The organism is Tardiphaga sp. 172_B4_N1_3 (assembly GCF_052076035.1).
GTDB lineage: Bacteria > Pseudomonadota > Alphaproteobacteria > Rhizobiales > Xanthobacteraceae > Tardiphaga > Tardiphaga robiniae.
Genome location: NZ_CP197238.1, coordinates 5,899,766 through 5,926,238 on the forward strand (window position 1 = coordinate 5,899,766; position 26,473 = coordinate 5,926,238).

The following is a 26,473-nucleotide window of genomic DNA, read 5'->3' on the forward strand; positions in this document are numbered from 1 at the left end:
AACTAAAAAGAGATGGCTGACAAGAGAAAGGCGGCGTTCTGATTGCAGAGCGCCGCCTTATCTATGCTGGAACAAACGGATTCGATTTCATCATGCTCGACGTGTATTTCATTTATCAGCTGGCACGGCGGCCGCTACATGCGATGGCTAGGCGGTGGGTTTGCCGCGGCATCGCGCATGTGACCAGGGGCGAAGTGGTTTGCCCCGAATGCCGCCAACACTGAAACGTTCCTTGATTGTTGGACTGGCAAGGTTGCGTTTGGGGACGTAGACTTCGGCGATGTCCAAGCCAGCCAGCCCGCCCGCGCCAGCCCTCAGTATCCGCATCGACCTCGATCCCGAGGGACGGATCGGACCGGGCAAGATTCAGCTTCTCGAACATATTCATGCCACCGGTTCGATTTCGGCTGCTGGCCGCGCCATGGCGATGTCCTACAAGCGCGCCTGGGATCTGGTCGATGAACTCAATCGGATTTGCGGGCAGCCTGCCGTCGAGCGCCAGACGGGTGGTAAGAATGGGGGCGGAGCTCTCCTCACGCCATTCGGCTTGACGCTCATCAAGCGCTATCGTGGCATCGAAAGCGCTGCGGCCACCGCCGCGCGCAAGGAGCTGCTGGCGCTGAAGGGCGATATCGGCAAGAAGCGCAGGTTCTAACCGATCCAGCCGGCGGTATCACCGTTGTATCCGGATAAATATATCGTGACGGTCAGCCCGATCGCGCTTTCGAATGGCTCTATTCTGGAATAGGATTGATCCGCCTTGGTCGCTCGTGGCGCGCCGTGGTTTAAACTGGAACTTCGCAATGTTCGACGCCCAATGCGATCTGGCTGCACTTGTCTATGACAAGGATCAGGATCCCGACGCAGTGTTGCACACCTTCGCGGCGGATTTGAGCAAGCAGGGCGTTCGCGCCGTCGGATTGGTGCAACTCGGGCATCGCGAATTCGACGTGCCGAAGCTGACTGCGGTCATGCTGCACACCGGTGCGCACGTGCGCTTGTTTCAGGATCTCGGTCCCGGCGCCAAGGGCTGCAAGCTCGATGTCGGACAATTGCTCGATGCCGGCACGCAGGTCGCCGACGCCATCGACGAGGGCGCCGATCTCGTCATCATCAACCGGTTCGGCAAGCAGGAGCGCGAGGGCAAGGGGCTCGCTTATCTGATCGAGCGCGCGCTCTCTAGCGATATCCCCGTGGTGATCGCCGTGCCGTCGCATCGCTTTGCCGAATGGATTGCATTTGCCGATGGCATGAGCGTGAAGCTGCATTGCGATCGCGAGTCGCTCGATGGCTGGTGGGCAAAAGTCTCTTGCCGCACCGAGGGACTGATACGTCAGGACCATCGCAGCGTTTGCGAAGTGCTGAAATAGAATTCCATCAACGCGTCTCTATCAATCGTCCGAATATCGCTGCTCCTGCCACGGATCGCCGCGGTTGTGATAACCGCGGACTTCCCAATAGCCGGGCTTGTCGTCGCCGACGAACTGGATGCGCTGCAGCCACTTGGCGCTCTTCCAAAAATATAGATGCGGCACGATCACCCGCACCGGGCCGCCATGATCGCGCTCGATCGGGGAGCCCTGCCACGAATGCGCCAGCAGTGCGTCTTCGGCAGCGAAATCTTCCAGCGACAGGTTGGTGGTGTAGCCGTCATGGGATTCCAGCACCACAAAGCGCGCCTCGGGCTTCGGCTGGCACGCATCCAGCAGCGCACGGGTCGAAAGACCTTCCCACTGGTTGTCGTAACGCGACCAGGTGGTGACGCAATGGATGTCTGAGATGAAGGTCGATTGCGGCTGCGCGCTGAACTGGCCGAAATCCCAGAACAGCGGCGTCTCGACGGCGCCGTAGACATCGAGCCGCCAGCGCTCGCGAGGGATGTTTGGCGTGATGCCCAGATCCAGTACCGGCCAATCCTGGGTCAGATGCTGGCCGGGCGGGAGCCGCTGGTCGTCCGGGCGCGCAATCTTGCCGGTGAGAAACCGGCCTTCGCGCGCCCAGCGCTGTTTGGTCTGCGTCAGCTTGGATTCCGGCGGGGTGTGATCCTCGATCATGGCTGACGCTCCTTGGCTAGACGTTGACCGTCACTCGTGACGGTGCATCGCCGACTTGTGCTTGGTGTCGCGCATGGTGGCGTAAATCAGCAGCGACAGGAAGATCATGCCCGACAGATAATAGTAGAACCACTGTTCATGACCGATCTGCTTGAAGTACAGCGCGATCGCAGGCGCCGTACCGCCGAAGATTGACACCGTCAGCGCATAGGGCACGCCGACGCCCAGCGCACGGATATTGGTCGGGAACAGTTCGGCCTTCACCACCGCGTTGATCGAGGTATAGCCGGCCACGAACACCCAGGCGCCGCAGATCAGCAGGAACGCCATGAATGGCGACTTGGTGGCCTGCAACGCTGTCAGGATCGGAACAGTCGCCAGCGTGCCAGCAACGCCGAAGAAAATCAGCAGCGGCTTGCGGCCGATGCGGTCGGAGATCGCGCCATAGATCGGCTGCAGCAGGCAGGCGAATATCAGCGTGCCGAAGATCACCGTGGTGGTCTGGTCCGCGGTGAGGCCGACCGAGAGCTTGACGAAGGTCTGCATGTAGGTGGTGAAGGTATAGAACGCTGCGGTGCCGCCGGCGGTGAGGCCGACAACCAGCAGCAATTCGCGCGGATAGGCCATCAGCGCGCGCAGCGAACCCATTGGCTTGGCCTGCTTCTTCGCTTCAACGAACTGGTCAGTCTCGTGCATGTCGCGACGCATCACGGCGGTGAAGACCGCAAGGCCTGCGCCGATCACGAACGGAATGCGCCAGCCCCAGTCCTTTAGCTCCTGCTCGGTGAGGAATACCTTCTGCAGCAGCAGGAGAACGATGATCGCGGTCAGCTGGCCGCCGATCAGGGTGACGTACTGGAAGCTCGAATAGAAACCGCGATGCTTGGGATCGGCAACTTCCGAGAGATAGGTGGCGCTGGCGCCGTATTCGCCGCCGAGGCTGAGGCCTTCGATGATGCGGGCGAGCGCAAGCAGGATCGGTGCCGCGATGCCGATGGTGGCATAGGTAGGCGTGCAGGCGATGATCAGCGAGCCGAAGCACATGCACAGGACCGAGATCGTCAGCGATATACGACGGCCATAGGTGTCGGCGAGATAGCCGAACAGCCAGCCGCCGAGTGGCCGCATCAGGAAGGTGGCGGCAAACAGCACGGCCGCATTGAGCTGCTGAACGACGGGGTCGGAGTTCGGGAAGAAGGCCGGCGCGAAATACAGGGCGAAGGCGGTGTAGGCGTAGAAGTCGTACCATTCGACGAGATTGCCCATCGAGCCGATGAAGATCGCCTTGATGCGTTTCTTGGCGTCGTCGAAATGGAGTTTGCCGTCCGCCGGCGGTGCGAATGAATCTGCCACGTAGAACCCTCGTATTCCGTGAAATGAAATGTCCCGTTGCCACGCTCGGCACGAAAAGCCAATGCCGCGGAATGCATTGCTGCTGGCAGGATCGTTCTGTCAGGCGATGCCCGCATCCCGGCTGCGGCCGCACATGACTAGCCTCGACATGCGACAATGTGGCTTAGACAAAAGTCTATGAAGGGTAGCGGTACTCCGGGCGGCCCTGCCCAAAGGCTTCGTCCTGGCCGGCACAGGGCCAGCCAGGACGAGCGAGTATGAGGGCGGAGTTTCGTTACTTCGCCGGGCGCGGATCGATCGGCGTGGAGTCGCGCAGGCCCAAAATATCTTCCAGCACGCGTGCGCCGGCGAGCAGTGAGGCTTCGCCGCGCGGCGGGCCGACGACCTGCAGACCGACCGGCAGACCCTTTGAGGTGAAGCCGCAAGGCATCGACAGCGCCGGGCAGCAGGTCAGGGTGATCGCATAGACGATGCCGAGCCACTGCACGTAGTTATCGAATTTGGTGCCGTTGCATTCGGCGAGATAGCGCTGCTCGATGGGGAACGGCGGCGTGATGGTCGCCGGGCATAGCAGCAGGTCGTAGGTCTGGAAGAACTCGTAGGCGCGCGCCGCCAGCGTGACACGCTGCGCTTCCGCCTTCGCCAGGTCATCGACCGTGAGCTTTAGGCCTTGCTCGATATTCCAGATTACTTCCGGCTTCAGCTGATCGCGCTTGTCGCGGAGCAGCTGGAGCTTCGAGATCGCGAAGTCATAGGCGCGCAGCACGTGGAAGCATTCGTGGGCTTCGCGCAGGTCGGGATGTGCTTCCTCGACGATCACGCCGGCGTCGGCGAATGCCATCGCTGCCTTGCGGGTGATGGCGACCACTTCGGGATCGACCGGGGTGATGCCGAGATCCGGCGAATAGGCGATCCGCTTCGGCTCGGTGCCGGCGCGCACGGCGGAGCGGAACGAGGTCGGCAGTTTCGGCAGCGAGATCAGATCGGCAGGATGTTCGCCGCTCATGGCGTCGAGCATCAGCGCGAGGTCTTCCACGGTGCGGGCCATCGGGCCCTGCACGCTCACCATCCGGGCGAGGGCCACGGAAGGTGTGGAGGCCACGCGACCAACGCTCGGACGCAGGCCGACGATGCCGCAGAAGCTGGCGGGATTACGCAACGAGCCACCCATGTCGGAGCCATGGGCAATCCACGCCGTGCCGCTGGCAAGTGCTGCCGCGGCGCCGCCGGACGAGCCGGCGGCCGACTTCGACAGGTCCCACGGATTCAGCGTCGCGCCGAACACTTCGTTGAACGTATTGGCGCCCGCGCCGAATTCAGGCGTGTTGGATTTCGCATAGATCACGCCGCCGTTTTCTTCGAGGCGTTCGACCAGCACGTTGGACTTGGTTGGCACAACGTCCTTGTAGATCGGCGATCCCTGTGTGGTGCGCACGCCGGCGACGGCGGTGAGATCCTTGATCGGCACCGGCAGGCCGGCAAGGATGCCGCGTTCGCCGAGTGGCTTCTTCATCAATTCCTTCGCGTGATCGCGGGCGCGATCGAAACACAGGATCGGCAGCGCGTTGACCTGGCCATCGACGTCCTTGATGCGGGCTTCCAGCGCGTCCAGCAGGTCGAGCGGCGTTACCGTTCCGGCATTGAGTTGATCGACCACGGCGCAGGCCGTTGCTTTGATGAGATCTTGCTGAGAGGCCACGCACGTCTCCAATTTCGGATGCAGAGCAATTCGTATGCTTGGGATGTCGATCCCGACGTAGCCGTGTAGACCATTTTCTGGATAAATGGGACTCGCAGGCCAAATCTCCTTAACCCAAGTCGCCTCACACAATGCAGGGATGCAACCATGAGTAAGCCTTTCGGCGATTCCAACTGGCGCGCGATGACGCGCGAGCAGCTCGATGCCGGTCTGAACAACTCGACCGCCGTTGCGGGCAGCGCCGACATCGCCGCCGGATGGGGCCAGCGCTCTGACGCGATGAAGGCGAAGTACCCTGCGCATCTCGACGTTGCCTACGGTCCACGCGAGCGCAACAGGTTCGATTTCATCAAGGCCGCCGACGGCGGGCCGACACTGCTGCTGATCCATGGCGGCTACTGGCAGATGCGCTCGAAGGACTTCTTCACCTGCTTCGCTGCAGGTCCCATCGCCCACGGTATCAACGTCGCTGCGATTGGTTACACGCTGGCGCCGGACGCGACGCTGGAGGAGATCGTGGCCGAGATGCATGCCGGCGTCGATGCGCTGGTTGAGAAGCTTCCGGCGCTCGGCGGCGATCCGAACCGCATCGTGGTGTCCGGCTGGTCCGCCGGCGGTCATCTCACCTCGACGACATTGTCGCATCCGAAGGTGAAGGGCGGTGTCGCCATTTCCGGCATCTACGATCTCGAGCCGATCCGCGCGTCCTATCTCAACGAGAAGCTCAAGCTCGACGAAGCGATGTCGAAGCGCCAGTCGCCGCTGCTGCAGGATGGCGGCCCGAACAAGCCTCTCGCGCTGGTGGTCGGCGGCGGCGAATTGCCGATCCTACGCCAGCAGACCGCGGACCTCGCCGTGCACCGGGCAAAGCACGGTCTGCCGGTGAGCTATGAGGAGATCCCGGGCGCAGATCACTTCTCGATCATGAAAGAACTGGAATCGCCGACGGGGCGGATCACGACGCTGATCAAGGAATTGGTCGCGCGGATCTAGAATCAGACCAGCAATTTGAATATGTGAGACGCATCCCGGCGCCGCTCGTCAGCGCCGGGATTGTTTTGTCTACAGCCCCTGTCCGCCCGATACCTCGATCCGCTGTGCGTTCACCCAGCGATTATCCTCCGACAGCAGGCTCGCGATCATCGGTCCGATATCGTCGGGCAGGCCGACGCGGCCAAGGGCGGTCATGCCGGCGATCGTCTTGTTGATGTCTGGATTGTCACGCACGGCACCGCCGCCGAAATCGGTTTCGATTGCGCCGGGCGCGACCGTGTTCACGGTGATCCGGCGGCTGCCCAGTTCCTTCGCCATATACATGGTCATCACCTCGACGGCGCCTTTCATGGCGGCATAAGCGGCGTAGCCCGGGAGGCACATGCGGGTCAGTCCGGACGACAGGTTCACGATGCGACCGCCGTCCGCGATCAGTGGCAGCAGTGTCTGCGTCAGGAAGAACACGCCTTTGAAATGGACATTCACCAGCCCATCGAACTGCGCCTCGGTGGTATCGGCGATCAGTGCATAATCCCCGTGTCCGGCATTGTTCACGAGATGGTCGAACGTTTCGCGCGACCAGGTTTCGCGCAGTGCTGTTCGCAGACGACCAGCAAAGTCGGCGAAGCCGGCAATCTTGCCGGTGTCGAGTTGCAGCGCCACCGCCTTGCGGCCCATGCGCTGGATTTCGGAGACGACAGCCTGTGCGTCTTCGCTGCGGCTTTGATAGGTGAGGACGACATCGCCGCCGTAACGGGCGATGTTGAGAGCGGTATTGCGGCCGAGACCGCGGCTGGCGCCGGTAACGAGGGTAATCTTGGTCATGGTCAGCTCCTGTGGTGTGACCATTCCGATATCGCCCCGACGAACCAGGGCTAGTTGCCCGAAGCTCGACGTTCCTTGCCTAATCCTCCAAAATCATGTGCTGGCGCATTTACGATGATGTAGGCTGAGCCTCATGACCACGCTTCTCAATGCCGTTCGCCGTTACACAGAGACCCATGCTGATAGTGCCGGCATCGCGACCACGCCGATCCTCGGCCTTGCTGCCGTGCGCGCGACCACGCCCAGCGACATTGTTCACGCGATCTTCCAGCCGCTCGTCTGCCTCGTCGTGCAGGGCACCAAGCATGTCACCATGGGCACGGAGAGTTTTGTCTTCGCCGCCGGGGATTCGCTGATCATCACGGCCGATGTTCCGATCGTCAGTCAAATCACACGGGCGAGCATTGCCGCGCCCTATCTCTCGCTGGTGTTCGAACTTGATCTGGCCGTGATCGCCGAACTGGTTGTCGAGATGAAAGCGGAGCCAAGCGCCGATCTCGCGCGTGTCCGGGTCGAGCCCACCGATGCCGAAGTTGCGGACGCGGCGTTGCGGCTGATGCGCTTGCTCGATCGTCCGGCGTCATTGCCGGTGCTGCGCGCTCAGCTGGTGCGGGAGATGCATTACTGGCTGCTGGCCGGTCGCCACGGGCCGGCGATCCGACGGCTTGGCTGGCCGGACAGCCACGCGCAGCGTGTCGCGCGCGCGGTCGCGGTGTTGCGCGCCGATTTCGCACGGCCGGTGCTAGTCGAGCGTCTTGCAGATGTTGCGGGCATGAGCCCGTCGTCATTCCACCAGCATTTTCGCACGGTGACCTCACTCACGCCGCTGCAGTTCCAGAAGCAGTTGCGCCTGATCGAGGCGCGGCGGCTGATGCTGTGGGAAGGCGCGAGTGCCAGCACTGCGGCCTTCGCCGTCGGTTATGAGAGCGTGCCGCAATTCACCCGGGAATATGGTCGCATGTTCGGTGCACCGCCGGTGCGCGACATCGAATCGGCGCGGGAGAAAGCACGCGCCGTCGCGTGATCGGGAGCGTCACGATTTTCTAGTGCGTACGCGCCAAACAGAAAGCGACGACCTGCTCCAGCGGGGTCTTCATCGGCGACGGAAACAGCGCGAGCGCATTGACGGCCATGGCGCCGGAATGCCGCGCCGCTCATTCGATTGCGGCGACGCGAATGGGACGTGTTCCGACCGGAGCGCCGGTCTCGCGGTCGATGGTAACGGGATCGATCTCCGTTCCGGTCTCGGCGTCGAAGAACCGGGTGACCTCGCCCCCGCCGCGATGCTTGCGTCCCCACGCGCCGATCGCAAACAGCACCGGCAGAAAGTCGCGGCCAGCTTCCGTCAGCACATATTCGTCCCGTGGCGGACGCTCGGAATAGCGACGTTTCTCCAGCAGCCCTTCGTCGGTCAGGGCTGAAAGACGCCCCGTCAGCATCGTTGGCGCGATACCGAGGCCTTTGCGGAAATCATCGAAGCGGGTCAGCCCCGCATGGGCGTCGCGCATGATCAGCATGCTCCATGCGTCCCCCACTACCGCAAGGCTTCGGGCAATCAGGCACGGCTGGTCCGAAAGATTCTTCATGTCGATATCTTTTTAGTAGTGACTTACTATTAATTCGATAGTAACACCGTCTCCAAGGATGTTCCACGATAAAATGAAGGCAGAAGCGATGAGTACAGGAGAGCGCAGCCGTGTCGGGTTGGCGACAGCACAGGTGCTGCGGCAATGGAGCAAACAATGACGAGTGCTCCTGGCAACGTCGGATCTGGTGTGCGCTACGTTGAGGCGCCCAATCTCTCCATCAACGTCGGAGGAACTGCCTTCGCCTATCGAGATCTAGGCCCCCGGGGCGGCGTGCCGCTCGTTCTCCTCAATCATTGGGGAGCGGTGCTGGACAATTTCGACCCGCGGATCGTTGACGGCCTCGCCAGCAAACACCGCGTGATCGCGACCAACTATCGCGGCATCGGTGCGTCGGGCGGAACAGCACCTGTGACTATCGACGAAATGGCGCGCGACGCGATTGCGCTGATCCGGGCGCTGGGTTTCGAGAAGGTCGATCTGCTCGGTTTTTCCCTCGGCGGATTTGTGGCGCAGGATGTTGCGCTCAAGGCTCCCGGTCTTGTGCGAAAGCTCATCCTGACTGGCACCGGTCCTGCGGGCGGCAAAGGTATCGATAAGGTCGGAGCGGTGTCCTGGCCGCTCATGATCAAGGGTCTGCTGACGCTACGCGACCCGAAATTGTATCTGTTTTTCACATCTACGGCCAATGGTCGCCAGGCCGCGAAGGCCTTTCTGAAGCGGTTGAAGGAACGCAAGGCGGACAGGGACAAGGGCCCCACTCCTGGCGCCTTCCTGCGGCAACTCAAGGCAATCAAAGCCTGGGGCCGACAGGCGCCTCAGGATCTCGGCCGTATCAAGATCCCCGTCCTGATCGCGAATGGCGACAACGATATCATGGTCCCGACTGTGAACAGCACCGACTTGGCCGAACGCATCCCCGGAGCGCAACTGGTGATCTACGAAGACGCCGGGCATGGCGGGATATTCCAGTACCACGCTGATTTCGTGCCGAAGGCTCTTTCCTTCCTGAGCGATTGGCGCCGCTGCTAACTTGAGATTGGAGAAAGCCCATGAAGGCATTCGTCGTTGATAAGTACAAAAAGAAGGGCGCTCTGCGCCTGGCCAACGTGCCCGAACCGGAAGTGCAGGACACTGATGTTCTGGTCCGGGTTCACGCCACAGCTGTGAACCTGCTGGATTCCAAGCTCCGGGATGGAGAGTTCAAGCTTATTCTTCCCTATCGTCCGCCTTTTATCCTGGGTCACGACGTCGCCGGAACGGTTGTCAGGACAGGATCCAGGGCCAGCCGGTTCAAGGTGGGCGACGAAGTCTATGCGCGGCCGCGCGATCATCGGGTCGGTACATTCGCCGAATTCATCGCCATCAATGAAGCTGACGTGGCGCTGAAGCCGAAAAATCTCAGCATGACGGAAGCGGCATCCATCCCGCTGGTGGGGCTAACGGCGTGGCAGGCGCTGGTCGAAGTGGGCAAGGTGAAGCCCGGCCAGAAGGTCTTCATTCAGGCCGGCTCCGGTGGTGTCGGGACTTTTGCAATCCAGCTCGCCAAGCATCTCGGCGCTACAGTTGCGACGACAACCAGTGTAAAGAATGCCGAACTGGTCAAAAGTCTCGGGGCGGATGTGGTCATCGACTACAACACGCAGGACTTCGAGAAGGTCCTCTCGGGCTACGATCTTGTGCTGAATAGTCAGGATCCAAAGACGCTCGATAAATCTCTGGGTGTGCTCAAGCCGGGCGGCCAGCTCATTTCCATTTCCGGTCCGCCCGATCCGGCTTTCGCCAAGGAATCCGGTCTGAACCTGTTCCTGAAACTGGTCATGCGCCTGCTGAGCCGAGGGGTCCGAAAAAAGACTAAGGGCCTCGGTGTACGCTATTCATTCCTGTTTATGCGCGCGCAGGGGCAGCAGTTGAGCGAGATTACGTCCCTGATCGAAGCCGGCGTGATCCGGCCGGTCGTCGATAAGGTGTTCCCGTTCGAGAACACCGGGGATGCACTGGCCTATGTCGAGACCGGCCGCGCGAAGGGCAAGGTGGTCATCGCGGTGCAGTGAGGTCTGGCCTTAGTGCGTCCGTGCCAGACAGAACGCCACGACCTGCTCCAGTGCGGTCTTCATCGGTGACGACGGAAACAGCGCCAGCGCATCGACGGCCATGGCGCCGTAATGCTGGGCGCGGTTGATCGTGTCTTCCAGCGCGCGGTGCTTGGTCATCAGGCCGATGGCGTGATCGAGGTCGCCTTCGCCGATCTCGCCGCGCTCCAGCGCCTTGATCCAGAATTCGCGCTCGGCGTCGTTGCCGCGGCGGAAGGCGAGCACCACGGGCAGGGTGATCTTGCCCTCACGGAAATCGTCGCCGACATTCTTGCCGAGCTTGGCAGCCTTGCCGCCGTAATCGAGCACGTCATCGATGAGCTGGAAGGCGATGCCGAGATTCATGCCGACCGAACGGCACGCGGTCTGTTCGGCCTTCGGGCGGTTGGCGATCACCGGGCCGACTTCGCAGGCGGCGGCAAACAGTTCGGCCGTCTTGCCGCGGATGACGGCGAGATATTCGTCTTCGGTGGTGGCGGTGTTCTTGGCGGCGGCGAGCTGCATCACTTCGCCCTCCGCAATGGTGGCGGCTGCCGAGGAAAGAATATCGAGCGCGCGCAGCGAGCCGACTTCAACCATCATGCGGAAGGCCTGGCCGAGCAGGAAGTCGCCGACGAGAACGCTGGCTTCGTTGCCCCACAGCATACGCGCGGACAGTTTGCCACGGCGCAGTTCGCTCTGGTCGACCACGTCGTCATGCAACAGCGTCGCTGTGTGCATGAATTCGACGGAGGCCGCGAGCTTGATATGGCCGTCGCCGGCGTAGCCGGTGAGATTGGCCATCGCGAGCGTCAGCATCGGGCGCAGCCGCTTGCCGCCCGACGAGATCAGGTGGTTGGCGACCTCGGGGATCATGGTGACTTCCGAGCCGGTCCGCGACAGGATCGTCGCATTGACGCGCTCCATGTCAGAGGCGACAAGGCTGACCAACTGGTCGATCGACGCTGTCGCGTGACTCTCGAAGGGAACAATCACCGCCACGCTGGGCTCTCCGAATTACAAGGGCGCTTCGTCGGGCCATGAAAAAGGCAGGCACTGGCAGCGCTTATATTCAAATAGGGCGAATTCACGTTGAAAACAGGTGTCCCCATCTGCTGAATTGCCGTCGACCGATATCGGGCCGCACAATAGAAACTGCGCAGCGGCGCGGCAAGGGCATCGGAACCTTGACTTCCCCATAGATACACACCCGGTTACTGGCAGGGAGCGACCTCCAATTGCGCGAAATCATGCGGACGAACGATGTGGTGCTGGTCTCGGCGGTGGGCGCGCTGCTCGACGGCGCGAATATCCACCATCTGGTGCTGGACCAGAATATGAGCGTGATCGAGGGATCGCTGGGCATCATTCCGCGCCGGATCCTGGTGCATGAGGACGATGACCTGCAGGCGCGCCGTGTGCTGACGGATGCCGGGCTGGCCCACGAGCTGCGGGTGCAGGATTAAGCCTATGGCTGACGCGATCGTGACCACGGAGGACGGCTTCCTGGGTGGCCAATTGCGGCTGCGGCAGCCGAAATCCGGCCATCGCGCCGGCCATGACGCGATCCTGCTGGCTGCTGCAACCTCGGCGCAAGCCGGTCACAAGGTCGTCGATTTCGGATCGGGCGTGGGGACGGCCGGTCTGGCACTCGCCAAGCGGGTGCCCGGCCTATCCCTGACACTGGTTGAGATCGACCCGCAACTGGCTGAACTGGCGAGGGAAAACGCTGCGGCAAACTGTATTGCGGCGGATGTCGTGACGCTCGATATCGCCGCGAGCGCGGAGCTGTTCGCTGCCGCAGGTCTGCCGCAAGACAGCGCCGACGCGGTACTGATGAATCCGCCCTTCAACGATCCCGCGCGCCATCGCGCCTCGCCGAACAAATCGCGCGAGATCGCCCATGTCGCGACGGAGGACACGCTGCAGACATGGATTCACGCGGCGCGCCGCGTGCTGAAATCCGGCGGCGTGCTGACATTGATCTGGCGGGCGGACGGATTGGCCGGTGTGCTGGCGGCGCTGGGTCGCGGCTTCGGCAGCGTCGCCATCATGCCGGTGCATGGCGATGCGGAGGCGCCGGCGATCAGGGTGTTGGTGCGTGCTGTGAAGGGTGGCCGCGCGCCTGCGGCAATTGAGCCCGGCATCTCGCTGCGGGATGCGGATGGCGCGCCTGATCTCCATATCCAGCGCGTGCTGGCCGGGCAGGCGGTTCTGCCGTGGTCGTCGCTTCGGGCATCGCTCTAGGCGATGCCGCAGTCAGCGTGTTGTTTATTGAGGAGCTGTTTCGGAACGTTTCTGCGGCGCCGACGTGAAGTGGATCGCCGTAAGCAGCGTACCGATGATCAGCATGAGCAGATAGATTTTCATGTCTTCTCCCGCTGCGGCGTAAAGGCCTGTTATGGTTTTCAAACGCTGAAAGCGTCTCTCGGTTCAATGACAGCAGCGTGATAAGAGTTGGTTAATGTCGAGGAAATTTGAATGAGCGAATCCAATTTAAAAACGGCGATCACAAGGCTGCTGCCTGCGCGTTTCCGTCGCGCATCTGCAGTCGTGCCGGTGGTGCGTCTGTCCGGCACGATCGGCGCCGTCACGCCGCTGCGTCCGGGATTGTCGCTCGCAGGCGTGGCAAGGCTGCTGGACAAGGCATTTGCGATCAAGAATGCGAAGGCTGTTGCGCTGGTGATCAATTCGCCGGGCGGCTCGCCGGTGCAGTCGCGGCAGATCTATCTGCGCATCCGCCAGCTCGCGGCGGAGAAGAAACTACCGGTGTTCGTGTTCGTCGAGGATGTCGCCGCATCCGGCGGTTACATGATCGCCTGTGCGGGCGATGAAATCTTTGTCGATCCGTCGTCGATCGTCGGCTCGATCGGTGTGGTCGGCGGCACCTTCGGTTTTCAGGAATTGATCAAGAAGATCGGTGTCGAGCGGCGTCTCTATACGGCGGGTGAGCACAAGGCGATGCTCGATCCGTTCCTGCCGGAAGATGCCGATGATGTGGCGCGGCTGAAATCGCTTCAGCGCGAAATCCACGCCATCTTCATCAATCTCGTGAAGGAGAGCCGCGGTGCCCGGCTGAAGGGCGCCGAGGATGTGCTGTTCTCCGGAGAATACTGGGCCGGTGAAAAATCCATCGCGCTCGGCCTCAGCGATGCCATCGGCGATCTGCGCTCGGTGCTGCGTGCGCGCTATGGCGACAAGGTGCAGATGCCGGTGATCGCGCAGCCATCCGGCATGTTGTCGGGTCTGCTCGGCCGCAAATCCGGCGCGGGCTCGCAGCTCTCGCTCGACGGATTTTCGGGATTACCGGAGCAGCTGATCTCGGCGCTGGAGACTCGCGCGCTGTGGTCCAAATACGGCTTTTAGCAGGACGGTATTGCGCGGCATTTGGTGGCTTAAAAGCTAATTGCAGGAATCCGGCGGTTGCGCGAGACTATTGCAGGGGGCTTGAGATGAACGACAGGAATCGACAGATGCCGCCGCTGGTCGCACTTGCAGGCGCGCTCGGGAGCGCAGCCGTTGTCCGCTGGGCCTACAGAACCGCCAAGCGGATCAATCATGAACTGGAAGAAGCCCGCCAGGCGCGGGTGGCCGAACGCAGCGGGACCACGGAAGTCCCAACCCTGCGCCGCGATCCCGTCACGGGCGCGTATCGGCCGGGCTAGGAGCCGCAAACAGGCCCCCAAAACATTTGCGCCGGCCTGAGGACGGGGCACGTCCTCGAGACCGGCGACAAAGTTGGGCTTTCAGGCTTGGAGGTCCCTCGGCCCTGGACATTTGGACAACTTAAGACTTGGAGGTCTCCGGTCCGTGCAACCGTCGTTGCCGGACCGTTCAATGGGGCAAGTCCCGACGACCGGGTTCGTTCCCACCGATGCCATTCAGGATAGTGCGCCGGACTTAACGACTAACCCTGCTGATCAGGCGATGTGCCGGCGCGGTTACCCGTCGGTTACCGCCAAATCGGGCCGCATTGCCTTGATTCCGCAAGGCCGCGCCGATACGGTCCGCGCGCTTTGATCCGCCTTGATCCCCTTGGCGAATCCCCGGAAAAACGGCCCAGAAACCACCATGGACTCCCTGCCTCCGCACATGCGCCCGGAACGTTCGTTCCAGGGCTTCATTCTCGCTCTGCAGCGGTTTTGGGCCGAGCAGGGCTGCGTGATCCTGCAGCCCTACGACATGGAAATGGGCGCCGGCACCTTCCATCCCGCGACGACCTTGCGCGCGCTGGGGCCGAAGCCCTGGAAGGCCGCCTATGTGCAGCCGTCGCGCCGGCCGAAGGATGGCCGTTACGGTGAGAACCCGAACCGGCTGCAGCATTATTATCAGTTCCAGGTGATCATGAAGCCGTCGCCGGCGAACCTGCAGGATCTGTATCTCCAGTCCCTCAAGGCCATCGGTATCGACACCGCCTTGCATGACGTGCGCTTCGTCGAGGACGACTGGGAGAGCCCGACACTGGGTGCCTGGGGTCTCGGCTGGGAATGCTGGTGCGATGGCATGGAAGTCAGCCAGTTCACTTACTTCCAGCAGGTCGCGGGCGTCGAATGCGCGCCGGTGGCGGGCGAACTCACTTACGGTCTCGAACGCCTCGCGATGTATGTGCAGGGCGTCGACCGCGTCTACGATCTCAACTTCAACGGCCGCGACGGCGCCGACAAGGTGACCTATGGCGACGTCTTCCTGCAGGCCGAGCAGGAATATTCCCGGCACAATTTCGAACATGCCGACACCGTGATGCTGTTCGAGCAGTTCAAGATGGCCGAAGCCGCCTGCAAAAAGTATCTCGACGCCGGCTGGAAGGGCGACAAGCGCGAAGAACATCTGATGGCGCTGCCGGCCTATGACCAGTGCATCAAGGCCAGCCATGTTTTCAATCTGCTCGATGCGCGCGGCGTGATCTCGGTCACAGAACGCCAGAGCTACATCATGCGCGTCCGCGAGTTGGCCAAGGCCTGCGGCGAAGCGTGGGTGCATACCGAAGCCGGAAGTGCTGCCTGATGCCTGATTTGCTCCTCGAATTGTTCTCCGAAGAAATCCCCGCTCGCATGCAGGCCAAGGCGGCGGAAGACCTGCGCCGCATGGTGACCGACCGACTGGTTGCCGAAGGTCTCGTCTATGAAGGCGCCAAGGCCTTCGCGACGCCGCGTCGTCTGACGCTCACGGTGCATGGCATTCCCGCGCGCCAATCCGACCTCAAGCAGGAACGCAAGGGACCACGCGTCGGCGGTGCCGAAGCTGCGATCCAGGGTTTTCTGAAAGCGACCGGCCTTGCCTCGTTGGATGAGGCCAAGATCCAGCGCGATCCGAAGGGCGATTTCTACATCGCGCTCACCGAGAAGCCGGGCAAGCCGACGGTCGATGTGCTGGCCGAGATCCTCCCGATTATCATCCGCACCTTCCCGTGGCCGAAGCAGATGCGCTGGGGTGCGGCTTCCGCGAAATCCAGCGCGCTGACCTGGGTGCGTCCGCTGCATTCCATCGTCGCGACCTTCGGAATCGAGACCGAAGAACCGGAAGTGGTGCAGTTCGACCTCAGCGGCGTCAGCGTCGGTCAGACCACCTACGGCCATCGCTTCCTCGCGCCCGATGCCATCCAGGTGCGCCGTTTCGACGACTACGTGTCGAAGCTGCAGGCCGCCAAGGTCGTGCTCGATCCCGAGCGTCGCAAGGAGATCATTCTGGCCGATGCGCGGCAGCTGACGTTCGCGCAGGGCTTTGAGCTGGTCGAAGATCCCGCGCTGCTCGACGAAGTCGCGGGCCTGGTCGAATGGCCGGTCGTGCTGATGGGCTCGTTCGACAAGGACTTCCTGTCGATCCCGGACGAGGTGATCCGCGCCACCATTCGCGCCAATCAGAAATGTTTTGTGGTCCGGGATCCCAAGACGGGCAAGCTGACCAACAAGTTCGTCATAACAGCCAATATCGAAGCCAGTGACGGTGGCACCGCGATCATCGCCGGCAACGAGCGCGTCATCCGCGCGCGCCTGTCGGATGCGAAGTTCTTCTACGAGACGGACCTGAAGACGAAGCTGGAATCGCGACTGCCGAAGTTCGAGCAGATTGTGTTTCACGAGAAGCTCGGCACACAGGCCGCGCGTATCGCGCGCATTGAAAAGCTCGCTGCCGAGATCGCCCCGCTGGTCGGCGCCGATGCCACGAAGACCAAGCGCGCGGCGCAACTCGCAAAGACCGATCTGCTCACCGAAGTGGTCGGCGAGTTTCCAGAGTTGCAGGGCCTGATGGGCAAGTATTACGCGCTGGCGCAAGGCGAAGACGCCGCTGTCGCTGCCGCTTCCGAGGATCACTACAAGCCGCAGGGACCGACCGATCGCGTGCCGAGTGATCTTGTCAGTGTCGCCGTGGCGCTGGCCGACAAATTCGATACGCTGGTGGGTTTCTGGGCGATCGACGAAAAGCCGACGGGATCGAAGGACCCGTTCGCATTGCGTCGTGCGGCGCTCGGTGTGATCCGTCTGATCATCGAAAACAATCTGCGCCTCAAGCTGAAGTCTGTCGCGTTGTCTCATGCATCGACGATGACCGGCTATGACGAGAGCAAACCGGCCGACCTGCTCGCCTTCTTCGCCGACCGCCTCAAAGGCCAGCTCCGTGACCAAGGTGCGCGTCACGATCTCGTGGATGCGGTGTTCGCGCTCGGCGGTCAGGACGATCTTCTGATGGTGGTCCGCCGCGTCGAAGCGCTCGGCAAGTTTCTCGACAGCGACGATGGCAAGAACCTGCTGGCCGGCACCAAGCGCGCCAACAACATTCTCGCGATCGAGGAGAAGAAGGACAAGCGCAAGTTCGACGGCGCGCCGGATGCTGCGTTGTTCAAGCTCGATGAAGAAAAGGCATTGGCCAGAGCGATTGCCGAAGTCGGTCCGGAAGCGAGCGATGCCGTGGCCAAGGAAGACTTCGCCGGCGCGATGACCGCTATGGCGAAGCTGCGGCCGGCGGTGGATGCGTTCTTCGACAAGGTGAAGGTCAATGACGACGACGCGGCGGTCCGCGAAAATCGTCTGAAGCTGCTGAACGAGATCCGTGCGGCGACGCGTGCGGTGGCGGATTTCTCGAAGATCCAGGACTAAGGCTTACACACGGGCCTCTCCCCACGTCATGGCCGGGCTTGACCCGGCCATCCACGTCTTTCTCTGTCGCCGAGGCGTGGATACCCGGCACGAGGCCGGGCATGACGGAGATTGAACCGAGGGCGCGGCAGTCGTCGGCTGACGCGATATTTTCCAGCAATCTCCCGAAACATTTACCTTACATTAACCATCCCTTGAAATGGTCCGGTTCCGTAACGGTTTCTTAACCGTCGCTTCCCAGCGCGGGCAGGACTGCCCAAGGATCGCCCATGACTTCGGTCAATACCGGCCTCAATCCCTATGCCAATTACGGCTCCGCCTATGCGCGCGCCGCCGCCACTGCCCAGCCGTCGCTGGCCAATGCGCTCAACAGTAATGAGAGCGCATCGTCTTCGTCTGATGCGGCGACCAATCTGACGCTGTCGGAGGCGGCGCGGGCGAAGCTGGCGAGCTCCGGCTCCGACAAGGATATCGCGACCGTCGTCACGGATCTCAGGGCGAAGCTGGCGGCCCAATATGTGGCCGCGAAAGCGACGGGGCCGCTGGACAAGGACGGCAAGCTGACCATCGATCTCTCGACGCTGGATCGCCGTTCGCTCTACGCCATGGCCACCAACAATGGCGGCACCTTCACCGCCGACGAGCAGAAGGTCGCCCAGGCCGAACTGGGCAATCGCTTCAATGGGGCGCTCGCGCCTGCCGCGGGGACGGCCAAGCTGACCGGCGATTTCAGCGGCATCTACAAGGCGGCGCTGGATTATCTCGATGCCGCGGGCAGCGAAGAGAAAGCCTCGGCGGCCTGGTCCGCGCAGCGCGAGGCCGTGCTGAAGGGCATTCAGGCGACCGAGCAGACACCGACCAAGGCGCCATCAGGCATCGCCAACGATCCCGTAGCAGCCTATCTCGCGCAGCCCGATACAACGACGCCCGTGCAGGACATCGCCACCGTTGCGAAGAGCGTGCGTGCGGCGCTGGATGCGCAGGCCAAGGCGGCGAAAGAGGCGGGCAAGGGCGAACTCGTTTATGACAGCCGCCGCAAGACCGGCCAGCTCGCGGATTTCTCCGCCGTCGACAACCGTTCGCTGTCAGCGATCTCCCTCAATCAGGATGGTCTGTTCTCGAAGGAAGAGAGTTTCGCCGCCAAGCAGGTGCTCGATTCACGTAATCGCACCAGCATTCTCGAGGCGTTGCAGGCAAGCCAGAAGAGCGGCGATCCCAGCCAGTTCAGCCTCGGCATTCTCAATACCTATTCGGCGATGAGCGATGAGGAGCGGACCGCCTCCAACTGGACGCCGAGTTTCCGCGACAATGCAGTGGCGAGCTACAAGTCGACCAATCACATCCTGTCGCTGCTGAAGAGCGGATAAGCGTCGATACAGGAAGGTGCTGCAACACTCCGTCCTCATCCTGAGGAGCGGCATCTTCGCCGCGTCTCGAAGGATGGCTGCAAACGCCGGCGCTCACCCATTCATGGTTCGAGACGCGCGAAGTCGCGCTCCTCACCATGAGGCGGAGCTTGTGGCGTCATGCGCAAACAAAAAAAGCCCCGCCCGGTGGGGGATGACCGGGGCGGGGCTTCTTCGCCCGGTCGCCATTCGCGGCGCCCGAACGAATCTTCTTTCAACGTGACGTGCTAGTCGACGACCTGCACGATGCGGCGTGAGCGCGGCTCCACCAGCACCGTCTGACCATTCACCACCGTGTAGCGATACGGCGTCGTCGCAACCGTCTGCGGCACGTCGTAATAGGTCACGCCGGCTTCAGGCAGCGTGGTGCCGACGACGATGCGATCGGGCACGGTGAAGGTCGGCACGCGTTCGCGCACTACATATTCACGGAATGCCGGACGCTCCTGCACGGTGATGCCATCGGGATCGTTGTTGTCGACGATGACGCGATCGCCCCCGGATACACCGACGGTGACGCCCTGAGCCTGCACCGCCAGCGGTGCGCCGAGCGCGCCGACAAGGGCCGCTGCTGCAATAAGTTTGTTTCGCATGATCGTCTCCTTCGTGAACGATGTCCGGCTTGCCGCGCCGGTCTGTGCCATCCAGCCTGGTTTGGTTTATTCACCGTCGGCCAATGCATGCCGCCAGCGATCGTTCCGGAATTTTCCACGCGCAATTGCTGGTTTTTGATGCACTGCATGCAGGTATGCGGGAACCCATTGATGGGCAGGGCGTCTTTATGCTGCTAAATCCCCGCGGCGCATCGCACCCGAATCGATTCCCTCACGGAGACACCCCATGGTCATCACGGCAGCTCACATCCAGCCGATTGTCGCGCTTATCGCTGGCGTTCTGATTTTGATCATGCCGCGGTTTCTCAATCTGGTGGTGGCGATCTATCTGATCTTCGTCGGACTGGCCGGACTCGGCGTCTTCAGGATGTTGAAAATCGGCTAAATTTCGACACGGCCGTTACCTACAGCGGTACCTCCGGGCTGCTTGCGCCACGTCCCTGAAACGTGGTGTAACGCGGCACATTTCCCTGTCGTTTCCTCTCGCGGATTGATTGAGAACCATGGCCAAAACCGCCTCGAAGTCCAAGAAAGCCCCTGCGAAGTCAAAGTTGTCCAAGGCTGCGCCCAAAGTAGCTTCGGTGGCCCGCAAGGCGCTTAAGAAGTCAGCTGCAAAACCTGCAGCAAAATCCGCGGCGAAGGCCAAAACGGCTGTGAAAGCAAAGGTTGCTCCGAAGCCTGTTGCAAAGGCTCCCGCATCCAAGAAGGCGGTTGTAGCCAAATCTTCTACAGCCAAGACTTCGGCGACCAAGGCCGTCAAGAAGGCCACCAGCAAGCCGGTGACTGACGTCATCAAGGCTGGCAAGTGGGTTTATTCGTTCGGCGGCGGCAAGGCCGAGGGCAAGGCTGGCCTGCGCGACCTGCTCGGCGGCAAGGGCGCGAACCTCGCCGAAATGGCCAATCTGGGCCTGCCGGTGCCTCCCGGCTTCACCATTCCGACCTCGGTCTGCACCTATTTCTACGCGAACGGCAAATCCTATCCGAAGGAATTGCAGTCGCAGGTGGAGAAGGCGCTCGAGGCTGTCGGCAAGATCACCGGCAAGGGCTTCGGCGACGAGAAAAACCCGCTGCTGGTTTCGGTGCGCTCCGGCGCCCGCGCCTCGATGCCGGGCATGATGGATACGGTCCTCAATCTCGGTCTCAATGACACCACCGTGGAAGCGCTGGCCGAACTGTCGGGCGACAAGCGTTTCGCCTATGACAGCTATCGCCGCTTCATCACCATGTATTCCGACGTGGTGCTCGGCTTCGAGCATCATCACTTCGAAGACATTCTCGACACCTACAAGGACAACAAGGGCTACACACTCGACACCGATCTCGATGGTGACGACTGGGTCAAGCTTGTCGGCCAGTACAAGGAAGCCGTCGCGCGCGAAACGGGGAAGGACTTCCCGCAGGATCCGCACGAGCAGCTCTGGGGCGCCGTCGGCGCCGTGTTCTCATCCTGGATGAATACCCGCGCGGTGACCTATCGCCGCCTGCACGATATCCCGGAGTCGTGGGGCACCGCCGTCAGCGTGCAGGCCATGGTGTTCGGCAATATGGGCGAGACCTCGGCCACCGGCGTTGCGTTCACGCGCAACCCGTCGACCGGCGAGAGCAAGCTGTATGGCGAGTTCCTGATCAACGCGCAGGGCGAGGACGTGGTGGCGGGCATCCGTACGCCGCAGGACATCACCGAAGACGCGCGGATCGAGAGCGGTTCGGACAAGGCGTCGATGGAAGCGGCGATGCCGGAGGCGTTCAAGGAATTGACGCGCATCTACACCCAGCTCGAGAAGCACTACCGCGACATGCAGGACATGGAGTTCACGGTCGAGCAGGGCCGGCTCTGGATGCTGCAGACCCGCAACGGCAAGCGTACTGCCAAGGCGTCGATCCGCATCGCGGTCGAACTCGCCAATGAAGGCGTGATCTCGCAGAAGGACGCCGTATCGCGCATCGATCCGGCCTCGCTGGATCAGCTCCTGCATCCGACCATCGATCCATCGGCCAATCGCGATGTCATCGCCACCGGCCTTCCGGCATCGCCGGGCGCCGCATCGGGCGAGATCGTGTTCTCGTCGGACGAAGCCGCCAAGCTGCAGGCCGACGGCAAGAAGGTTATTCTTGTTCGCGTCGAAACCTCGCCGGAAGACATTCACGGCATGCACGCCGCTGAAGGCATCCTCACCACCCGCGGCGGCATGACCTCGCATGCTGCGGTGGTCGCGCGCGGCATGGGCAAGCCTTGCGTCTCCGGCTGCGGCACCGTCCGCGTCGACTACGGCCGCGGCACCATGTCGATCGGCGGTCGTGTGTTCAAGGCTGGCGACGTCATCACCATCGACGGTTCGGTTGGCCATGTGCTGTCCGGCCGCATGCCGATGATCGAGCCGGAATTGTCGGGCGAATTCGCAACGCTGATGGGCTGGGCCGACAAGGTCCGCAAGCTCAAGGTCCGCGTCAATGGCGACACGCCGGAAGATGCCCGCACCGCCATCAAGTACGGCGCTGAAGGCATCGGCCTGTGCCGCACCGAGCACATGTTCTTCGAAGAGACCCGCATCCGCACCGTGCGCGAGATGATCCTCGCCGAAGACGAGCAGGCCCGCCGCGCCGCGCTCGCCAAGCTGCTGCCGATGCAACGCGCCGACTTCGTCGAGCTGTTCGAGATCATGAAGGGCCTGCCCGTCACGATCCGTCTGCTCGATCCGCCGCTGCACGAATTCCTGCCGCACACCCAGGGTGAAGTCGAGGAAGTGGCGCGTGTCATGGGCACCGATCCGCGCAAGCTTGCGGACCGTGCGCGTGATCTCGCCGAGTTCAATCCGATGCTCGGCTTCCGCGGCGTACGCATTGCGATCGCCTATCCGGAAATCGCCGAGATGCAGGCGCGCGCGCTGTTCGAAGCCGCGATCGAAGCAGGCAAGCGCACTGGCGAACAGGTCGGCCTCGAAGTCATGGTGCCGCTGATCGTCACCAAGATGGAGTTCGATCTCATCAAGGCGCGCATCGATGCCACTGCGGTGTCGGTGATGAAGGAGACCGGCGGCAAGCTGAACTATTCGGTCGGTACCATGATCGAACTGCCGCGTGCCTGTCTGCTGGCCGGCGAGATTGCCGAGACCGCCGAATTCTTCTCGTTCGGTACCAACGATCTCACGCAGACGACCTTCGGCATCAGCCGTGACGACGCCGCGAGCTTCCTCGGTACTTATATCGCCAAGGGCATTCTGCCCGTCGATCCGTTCATCACGGTCGACCGCAGCGGCGTCGGCGAGCTGGTGAAGATCGGCGTCGCGCGTGGCCGCAAAACTCGACCCGATATCAAGGTTGGTATCTGCGGTGAGCACGGCGGTGATCCGGCATCGGTAGCCTTCTGCCATGAGATCGGCCTCGACTACGTATCGTGCTCGCCCTATCGCGTGCCGATCGCGCGTCTCGCTGCCGCACAGGCTGCGCTCGGCAAGGAAATTTCCAGCCAGGCGTAAGTGCTTCGCTGATCTCGTGATCTGAAAAATGGCCGGGGAGTTCCCCGGCCATTTTTATTGCGTGCCTCATGTCGTGTTTGTTCGTGCGTCGGAATGGAACTCGCAAACATTTTCACGCATCCGCGAATTTCTCTTCATCATCTTTGTCAACGCGATGTTTACTACTTTTGTGGAGCCGCGGTTTACCAAGGCTTTCGAATGATTTTGCGCTGCGCTCGTACAGCTTGCGTGTGGCGTCGTTGCATCGCCGATTAACTCCGCGGCAACTTTGATTCCGTACTAACGAAATAGATCGAAATGTACGGATGTGCAGATTAGTGCCGTGCAGGGCGATGCTGGTGTAAGCGTTGCGTGAGCGTATCGATGTTAGTACTGCGTAACCGGCCGAAGGGCGCGCGTGGCGCGTTCTTCGGCTTCGGTCTCTGCGTTTTCGCATTGGCCCCGACAGAATCTGGCTATCAGGACATCGCCTCGCTGCTGGCTCGCCAGCCGGGCGTGACCGAACGCTGGCAGAAGCGCGTGTTCGCGCCCGCCGTCTCCTCCATCCAGGTTGCGACATTCTCGTTCGGCCGCCCGATGGGCACGGGCTCGCGCAATCCGACTTTGCAGCTCGCCAGCCTCGACAATTCCGGCATCGCCGCTAGCGGAGCGCTGACGGACATCACCGGTGCACTGACCCGCAATCCGCTGGCGCAGCCGCCCCGCCGCTATGAAGCCGCCGATTTTCCGAAAGTGGATCGCTCGCTGAAGGGCGATCGCCTCGCCATCCGCGCGCCGGAGACCGTAGCGCCTGATGAGCCGGCCAGACAGGATTCATTCGACGACAACAGATCGGTGATGGGCGCGAAGACCGTCGATGCACTGCCATCCGCGCAGCATGCCCCGCTCGATCCCGAACTCGATGAAGCGCTGCGTGCCCCGCCGCTCGCTCAATACGACACATCGCATCCCGTGCAGCCCACCGAGGACGCCAAGACCGATGCAGCGGTGATCCCCGTTGAGCCGGCGCCGGCCAAGGACGGCTTCTCTGTGAAGACCGCGAGCCTGTTTTTCGGAAGTTCGTCGCTTGGTGCGTCGGTCGAGACAATGGAACGCTGGCAGCCCGGCGAAGAGCCGACCATCGTAATGCCAGGCACGACGCTTGATCCTGACATGAAGGCTACGGCGGTGGTGCCGAATGCCGCGATCAACCCGACCGACGGCGGCGAAAGCGTTGCCGGCAAGGGCGAAGTCAACAGCGCCAATCAGCGTGCGAAGACGCCGGCCGAACGTATGGGCCTTACCGAGCAGACCCGCGGCAAGCAGGAAAAATGTCTGACGGAAGCCATCTATTTCGAGGCCCGCGGCGAAGCGGTACGCGGCCAGATGGCGGTGGCGCAGGTGGTGATGAACCGCGTGTTCTCCGGCTTCTATCCGACAACCGTCTGCGGCGTCGTCTATCAGAACAAACATCGCCGCCTGGCCTGCCAATTCACCTTCGCCTGCGACGGCATTCCGGATGTCGTGAAAGAGCCGGATATGTGGGAGCGCGCCCGCAAGATCGCGAAGGCGACGCTGGACGGCCGGATCTGGCTGCCGGAAGTCGCGAAGTCCACGCATTACCATGCCTATTGGGTGCACCCGTCCTGGGTCCGCGAGATGAAGAAGATGTACAAGACCGGCGTGCACTCCTTCTATCGCCCACGTAACTGGGGCGACGGCAGCGAAGCGCCAAGCTGGGGCACGGCGGCGCAGACGGCGGAAATCTCCGCCAAGCTCTCCGAAATCAAGCCGTAGCAGCCACGACTTTACCTCCGAGCCTGCCAAGAGCGATGCCATGCCCGGCATCGCTCTTTCCATTCCGGATTTCGCAGAATGTTGTCCCGCCCTGGGCTGTGATGACGTCTGCGTGGCCCTGCATCCCAGCAATGCATCTCCCGAAATCCCCATCATCGCCATTGGGATTTCCATGCGAATGCATTAATCTTCCGTCCAATCCGGACCGGGCTTGCGCTCTTGGGCCGGGTGAATTTTCAATCCGAATTTGATCCGGGGAAACGACATGGCGGCAATTGACGGCGCGACGCGCCCGGCATCTGGTTTTGGCTGGCGTACCCCGCTGGTGATCATCATCTGCGGATCGCTGATCGGCATGCTGACCTTCGGGCCGCGTTCCAGCGTCGGCTTCTTCATGCAGCCTTTCAGCCAGGAGTTCGGCTGGGGTCGTGACGTTTTCGCGCTCGCCTTCGCCGTGCAAAACCTGCTCTGGGGCATCGGCCAGCCTTTCGCCGGCGCCGTCGCCGACAAGTTCGGCAGCGTGCGCGTGATCTGCATCGGCGCCTTCCTCTATGCGGCTGGTTTGCTGATGATGCGCTATTCCTCGACACCGCTCGAGCTGAATATCAGCGCTGGACTGCTGATCGGTTTTGGCCTGTCGGGTTGCTCGTTCAATCTGGTGCTGTCCGCCTTCGGCAAACTGGTGCCGCCGGAATGGCGCGGCATCGCGCTCGGCGCCGGCACCGCCGCAGGCTCGTTCGGCCAGTTCATCTTTGCGCCTTTCACAGTGGCGATGATCGACAACACCGGGTGGCAGGCGACGCTCACCGTGTTCGCGGTGCTGATGTTGCTGGTGATCCCGTTGTCGCTCGCGTTGGCGACGCCGACCGCGAGTGCCGCGCCCGCCGACGCCCCGGTGGCGCAGAAGCAGTCGTTCAAGAGCGCACTCACGGAAGCCTTCGGCCATCGCTCCTATGTGCTGCTGGTGCTGGGCTTCTTCACCTGCGGCTTCCAGCTCGCTTTCATCACCATGCATCTGCCGGCCTATCTGGTCGATCGCGGCTTGCCGGCGGCTGTGGGCGGCTGGGTGATTGCCATCATCGGCCTGTTCAACATCATCGGCTCGCTGACGGTCGGTTATGTGCAGGGCAAGCTGCCGAAGCGCTACATCCTCTCCTTCATCTACTTCACCCGCGCGCTGGCGACGGTGGCCTTCATCATGCTGCCGCTGACCACCACCTCGGCGCTGGTGTTCGGCGCCATCAGCGGGCTTGCCTGGCTCTCCACCGTGCCACCGACATCGAGCCTGGTGTCGCTGATGTTCGGCACGCGCTGGCTGGCAACGCTGTATGGCTTTGCCTTCTTCAGCCATCAGGTCGGTGGCTTCCTCGGCGCGTGGCTGGGCGGTGTCGTGTTCGACAAGTTCGGCTCCTACACGCCGGTGTGGTGGCTATCGGTGCTGTTCGGCGTGCTGTCGGCGCTGATCAACCTGCCGATCGTGGAAGAGCCGGTGAAGCGTCCGATTGCACAGCCGGCATGAGCCTGT

The 26,473-nt window shown here is 62.1% G+C and carries 24 protein-coding genes and 1 pseudogene; 17 read left to right on the top strand and 8 right to left on the bottom strand.

What is annotated here, in order from left to right; all coding sequences use genetic code 11:
- Positions 1–280: 280 nt before the first annotated feature.
- Both AB7783_RS27810 and AB7783_RS27815 read left to right on the top strand, forming a co-directional pair.
- Positions 281–655 (top strand): winged helix-turn-helix domain-containing protein, encoded by a 375-nt coding sequence (locus AB7783_RS27810; protein WP_441252181.1) that lies wholly within the window; start codon positions 281–283, stop codon positions 653–655.
- Between the two features lie 148 nt (positions 656–803).
- Positions 804–1,370 carry a DUF2478 domain-containing protein gene (locus tag AB7783_RS27815; RefSeq protein ID WP_175368711.1) on the top strand — a complete coding sequence of 189 codons (567 nt, stop codon included), beginning with the start codon at positions 804–806 and terminating at the stop codon, positions 1,368–1,370.
- A gap of 21 nt (positions 1,371–1,391) precedes the next feature.
- On the opposite strand, the gene AB7783_RS27820 is transcribed toward AB7783_RS27815, so the two are convergent.
- From AB7783_RS27820 to AB7783_RS27830, 3 genes are all read right to left on the bottom strand, one after another.
- Complete coding sequence (locus AB7783_RS27820) at positions 1,392–2,054, bottom strand: sulfite oxidase-like oxidoreductase (RefSeq protein WP_441279396.1); 663 nt, start codon at positions 2,052–2,054, stop codon at positions 1,392–1,394.
- 30 nt (positions 2,055–2,084) lie between these two features.
- Positions 2,085–3,320, bottom strand: a complete 1,236-nt coding sequence (locus AB7783_RS27825) for an MFS transporter (RefSeq protein ID WP_309948014.1) — start codon at positions 3,318–3,320, stop codon at positions 2,085–2,087.
- A 361-nt stretch (positions 3,321–3,681) separates the two neighbouring features.
- Entirely contained in the window at positions 3,682–5,106 is a 1,425-nt protein-coding gene (locus tag AB7783_RS27830; protein ID WP_441279397.1) for an amidase, read from the bottom strand.
- 147 nt (positions 5,107–5,253) lie between these two features.
- Between AB7783_RS27830 and AB7783_RS27835 the strand changes: the two genes are divergently transcribed.
- On the top strand, positions 5,254–6,099 hold the full coding sequence (locus tag AB7783_RS27835) for an alpha/beta hydrolase (RefSeq protein WP_441279398.1): 846 nt from the start codon (positions 5,254–5,256) through the stop codon (positions 6,097–6,099).
- 69 nt (positions 6,100–6,168) lie between these two features.
- Here AB7783_RS27835 and AB7783_RS27840 read toward each other — a convergent pair whose 3' ends face one another.
- Positions 6,169–6,924 (bottom strand): SDR family oxidoreductase, encoded by a 756-nt coding sequence (locus AB7783_RS27840; RefSeq protein WP_441279399.1) that lies wholly within the window; start codon positions 6,922–6,924, stop codon positions 6,169–6,171.
- Positions 6,925–7,057: 133 nt separating this feature from the next.
- On the opposite strand from AB7783_RS27840, the gene AB7783_RS27845 reads away from it, so the two are divergent.
- Positions 7,058–7,948, top strand: coding sequence for an AraC family transcriptional regulator N-terminal domain-containing protein (locus tag AB7783_RS27845; protein ID WP_441279400.1), 891 nt, complete (start codon positions 7,058–7,060; stop codon positions 7,946–7,948).
- Between the two features lie 19 nt (positions 7,949–7,967).
- On the opposite strand, the pseudogene AB7783_RS27850 reads toward AB7783_RS27845, so the two are convergent.
- Together AB7783_RS27850 and AB7783_RS27855 are read right to left on the bottom strand one after the other, a co-directional pair.
- Positions 7,968–8,075 (bottom strand): annotated as a pseudogene (locus tag AB7783_RS27850) (polyprenyl synthetase family protein); the annotation flags it as partial.
- A gap of 3 nt (positions 8,076–8,078) precedes the next feature.
- Positions 8,079–8,510, bottom strand: a complete 432-nt coding sequence (locus tag AB7783_RS27855) for a winged helix-turn-helix transcriptional regulator (RefSeq protein WP_441279401.1) — start codon at positions 8,508–8,510, stop codon at positions 8,079–8,081.
- 156 nt (positions 8,511–8,666) lie between these two features.
- On the opposite strand from AB7783_RS27855, the gene AB7783_RS27860 reads away from it, so the two are divergent.
- Both AB7783_RS27860 and AB7783_RS27865 read left to right on the top strand, forming a co-directional pair.
- Positions 8,667–9,542, top strand: coding sequence for an alpha/beta fold hydrolase (locus AB7783_RS27860; protein ID WP_231078122.1), 876 nt, complete (start codon positions 8,667–8,669; stop codon positions 9,540–9,542).
- Positions 9,543–9,562: 20 nt separating this feature from the next.
- Entirely contained in the window at positions 9,563–10,564 is a 1,002-nt protein-coding gene (locus AB7783_RS27865) for an NADP-dependent oxidoreductase (protein ID WP_441279402.1), read from the top strand.
- 9 nt (positions 10,565–10,573) lie between these two features.
- On the opposite strand, the gene AB7783_RS27870 is transcribed toward AB7783_RS27865, so the two are convergent.
- The gene (locus AB7783_RS27870) at positions 10,574–11,584 is read right to left on the bottom strand and encodes a polyprenyl synthetase family protein (protein WP_441279403.1); all 1,011 of its coding nucleotides are present in this window, start codon (positions 11,582–11,584) and stop codon (positions 10,574–10,576) included.
- A 236-nt stretch (positions 11,585–11,820) separates the two neighbouring features.
- Between AB7783_RS27870 and AB7783_RS27875 the strand changes: the two genes are divergently transcribed.
- The 7 genes from AB7783_RS27875 (at position 11,821) to AB7783_RS27905 (ending at position 19,043) form a co-directional block, all read left to right on the top strand.
- A complete protein-coding gene (locus tag AB7783_RS27875) occupies positions 11,821–12,048 on the top strand; it encodes a putative signal transducing protein (RefSeq protein ID WP_116661319.1) in 228 nt (75 codons plus the stop codon).
- Between the two features lie 4 nt (positions 12,049–12,052).
- Positions 12,053–12,829 carry a tRNA1(Val) (adenine(37)-N6)-methyltransferase gene (locus AB7783_RS27880; RefSeq protein ID WP_441279404.1) on the top strand — a complete coding sequence of 259 codons (777 nt, stop codon included), beginning with the start codon at positions 12,053–12,055 and terminating at the stop codon, positions 12,827–12,829.
- Positions 12,830–13,063: 234 nt separating this feature from the next.
- Complete coding sequence (locus AB7783_RS27885; RefSeq protein WP_441279405.1) at positions 13,064–13,948, top strand: S49 family peptidase; 885 nt, start codon at positions 13,064–13,066, stop codon at positions 13,946–13,948.
- 107 nt (positions 13,949–14,055) lie between these two features.
- Entirely contained in the window at positions 14,056–14,247 is a 192-nt protein-coding gene (locus AB7783_RS27890) for a hypothetical protein (protein ID WP_089262464.1), read from the top strand.
- A gap of 406 nt (positions 14,248–14,653) precedes the next feature.
- On the top strand, positions 14,654–15,586 hold the full coding sequence (locus tag AB7783_RS27895) for a glycine--tRNA ligase subunit alpha (protein WP_441279406.1): 933 nt from the start codon (positions 14,654–14,656) through the stop codon (positions 15,584–15,586).
- Complete coding sequence (gene glyS / locus AB7783_RS27900) at positions 15,586–17,676, top strand: glycine--tRNA ligase subunit beta (protein WP_441279407.1); 2,091 nt, start codon at positions 15,586–15,588, stop codon at positions 17,674–17,676. The genes AB7783_RS27895 and glyS overlap by 1 nt, the downstream gene beginning before the upstream one ends.
- Positions 17,677–17,945: 269 nt before the next feature.
- On the top strand, positions 17,946–19,043 hold the full coding sequence (locus AB7783_RS27905) for a hypothetical protein (RefSeq protein WP_441279408.1): 1,098 nt from the start codon (positions 17,946–17,948) through the stop codon (positions 19,041–19,043).
- A gap of 266 nt (positions 19,044–19,309) precedes the next feature.
- Here AB7783_RS27905 and AB7783_RS27910 read toward each other — a convergent pair whose 3' ends face one another.
- Positions 19,310–19,675: a DUF1236 domain-containing protein gene (locus AB7783_RS27910; protein WP_231078116.1), complete on the bottom strand. Its 366-nt coding sequence runs from the start codon at positions 19,673–19,675 to the stop codon at positions 19,310–19,312.
- 247 nt (positions 19,676–19,922) lie between these two features.
- Between AB7783_RS27910 and AB7783_RS27915 the strand changes: the two genes are divergently transcribed.
- From AB7783_RS27915 to AB7783_RS27930, 4 genes are all read left to right on the top strand, one after another.
- Positions 19,923–20,081, top strand: a complete 159-nt coding sequence (locus tag AB7783_RS27915) for a DUF3096 domain-containing protein (protein ID WP_089262456.1) — start codon at positions 19,923–19,925, stop codon at positions 20,079–20,081.
- A gap of 118 nt (positions 20,082–20,199) precedes the next feature.
- Positions 20,200–23,172, top strand: a complete 2,973-nt coding sequence (ppdK, locus tag AB7783_RS27920) for a pyruvate, phosphate dikinase (protein WP_170849757.1) — start codon at positions 20,200–20,202, stop codon at positions 23,170–23,172.
- 363 nt (positions 23,173–23,535) lie between these two features.
- On the top strand, positions 23,536–24,948 hold the full coding sequence (locus tag AB7783_RS27925) for a cell wall hydrolase (RefSeq protein ID WP_441279409.1): 1,413 nt from the start codon (positions 23,536–23,538) through the stop codon (positions 24,946–24,948).
- A 265-nt stretch (positions 24,949–25,213) separates the two neighbouring features.
- Positions 25,214–26,467 (top strand): MFS transporter, encoded by a 1,254-nt coding sequence (locus AB7783_RS27930; protein WP_184513437.1) that lies wholly within the window; start codon positions 25,214–25,216, stop codon positions 26,465–26,467.
- Positions 26,468–26,473 lie beyond the last annotated feature (6 nt).